The organism is Kumtagia sp., from assembly GCF_059502445.1.
Genome location: NZ_JCACER010000084.1, coordinates 1 through 2,436 on the forward strand (window position 1 = coordinate 1; position 2,436 = coordinate 2,436).

At 68.3% G+C, this 2,436-nt stretch carries 1 protein-coding gene; it reads right to left on the bottom strand.

Going from position 1 to position 2,436, the window contains the following annotated elements:
* Positions 1–85: 85 nt before the first annotated feature.
* Complete coding sequence (locus AC5JDC_RS23435; protein ID WP_495845074.1) at positions 86–2,284, bottom strand: flotillin family protein; 2,199 nt, start codon at positions 2,282–2,284, stop codon at positions 86–88.
* Between the last annotated feature and the right edge of the window lie 152 nt (positions 2,285–2,436).

Genomic DNA, 2,436 nt, shown 5'->3' on the forward strand with positions numbered 1-2,436 from the left:
CGGCCGATCTCCCCCCTTGCGGGGGAGATGTCCGGCAGGACAGAGGGGGGTGCGACGGGGCGCCATCCTGCGCGACCAGCCCCGCTCACCGATCGCGGTCGTCATCGTCGTCCTTCGCCGCCTTCGGCTTGCCGTTGCCCTTCTTCTCCCGCGACAGGCTGGCGATGTCCTTGGCATCCCTCAGCACGTCGGTCATGCGCCCCAGCGAGCCGCCCTCGATGCCGATCTCCTTCATCAGATTGTCGATCATCGGCGCCTGCACGCGGTAGCGCAGCGCCGAATCGATCACCTCGTCGGTGACGTTGCGCCCCGAACCGCCGGCAGCGCCGCCGGTCATGCCGTCGACGTGAAGGATCTTGATGCCCTCGATCTTCTCCATCGGCCTGACGCTCTCGCGGATGATGCCTTCGAGCTTGTCGATGATTTTTCCGCGCGTGCGGCTGGCGCGCGCCGGCTCCGAGAGCATGTTCTCCGCCTCGTTGAGCTGCCGGTGGCCGGCGGCGTCGATCTCATAGCGCTGCGCGGCGGCAAGCGCTGCGATCTTCTCCGCTTCGGCGGTGGCTTCCGCGGCGATCTTCTGCGCCTCGGCAAGGCTCTTCGCCGCCCGCATCCCCGCCTCCGCCGCGGCGGTGACGCGCAGGGCCTCGCGCTCGGCCTCGCGGCTGGCACCGATCAGATCGGTCAGCTTGCGCCGCTCGGCGATCTCGCGCTCGCGCGCCGTCAGCGCCTGTTCCTCGGCCTGGATGGCCTTGGCGCGCACCGCCTCGGAAGCGGCGATCGCCGACGACCGCTCCTGCGTCTTCTTGGCGATGTCGATCGCCTTCTGGATCTCGGCGATCTCGACATTCTGGTCGCGGGCGATCGCCAGTTGCCTGAGCTCGCGCTGGCTGATCAGCTTAGCTTCCTCGATGCCGCGCTCGGTCTGGATGCGGGCGCGCTCCACCTCCTCCGCCGAGGCGATCTCGGCCTCCTCGAAGGCCTGCCGCTTGGCGATCTGCAAGGCTTCCAGATGCCGCTCGCGGGCGATCCGCACCTCGTCCAGCGCCCGGTCCTGAGCGATCCGCTCCGCCTCGGTCGACTGGTTGGCGACGATCTCGGCGCGCCGCTTCTCGGCTTCCGCCTTCGTCACCTCCAACGCCTTGGCGGCAAGCGCGATCTGCCGCTCCAGCTCGACGATCTCCAGCGCCTTCCTGCGCTCGATCTCTAGCCGGCTCTGCGCCTGCTCGCGCTCGATGCGCGCCGTCTCCAGCGCCAGCTCCAGCGCGATCTGCTCGCGCTCGGTCAGCTCGCGCGTCTTCAGCTCGGCCTCATCCAAAGCCCTACGCCGCGCGATCTCGCGCCGCTGCGTGTCCTCCTCGCTGCGGATGCGTTCTTCGGTGATGGCGCGCTCCTGCGCCAGCCGCGATTTCTCCACCGCCTCGCGGGCGGAGAGTTGGGCCTGCTCGGCCTCCTGGTCGCGCACCGCCCGCTCGCGCGCCAGCTCGGAGCGCTGCGCGGCGCGGCGGATCTCCACCTCGCGCTCCTGTTCGAGCCGCGCATATTCGCTCTCGCGATCGATCTCCAGCACCTTGCGCTGGGTGTCGAGGTTCTGGTTGCGGATGTCGACCAGCGTGCGCTGCTCGATCTCGTTGCGCATTTTTCGCCGCGTCTCGATCGATTCGGTGAGCTGCGTCAGGCCCTCGGCGTCGAAGGCGTTGGACGGGTCGAAGAATTCCAGGCTGGTCTGGTCGAGGTCGACGATGGCGACGCTCTCCAGCTCCAGCCCGTTGGCGGCGAGCGATTCGGCGGCGAGAGCCCGCACCTTCTGCGCATAGTCGCCGCGCTGTTCGTGCATCTCCTCCAGCGTCATCCGCGCCGCCACGGTGCGCATGGCAGCGGCGAATTTTCCTTCCAGCAGCTCGCGCAGCCCGTCCTCCTGGAGCGTCCGGCGCCCCAGCGTCTGCGCCGCAGCCGCGACCAGCTCGCGGCTGGCGCCGACGCGCACGAAGAACTCGGCGATCAGGTCGACGCGCATGCGGTTCTTGGTGATCAGCGCCGTGCCGTCCTCGCGCCGCACCTCGATGCGCAGCACGTTCATGTTGACCGGCGTGATCTCGTGCAGCACCGGGATGACGAAGGCGCCGCCGTTCACCACCACCTTTTCGCCCAGAAAGCCGGTGCGCACGAAGGCGGTTTCCTTGGTCGAACGCCGGTAGAGCCACCGCAGGATATAGACGGCGATCGCCACGACGATCGCGACGATGATCAGCCACAAGAGAAAAGTGCCGAACGTCTGCGCGGCCATCAAATTGTCCTCCGAAACGAGAAGCGGTCGGCTGGCGACCGGAGATAGTCAGTGGCTTGCGGCGGCGAGTTCTTCAGGGTTCGCGTTTCTTCGCACGCCCCTCTGTCCTGCCGGACATCTCCCCCGCAAGGGGGGAGATTGGCCGGCCGCTT

What these genes read in the sequence shown, in the direction of transcription:
- AC5JDC_RS23435 (WP_495845074.1), bottom strand. Translation starts at nt 2,284, where the DNA reads ATGGCCGCGCAGACGTTCGGCACTTTTCTCTTGTGGCTGATCATCGTC.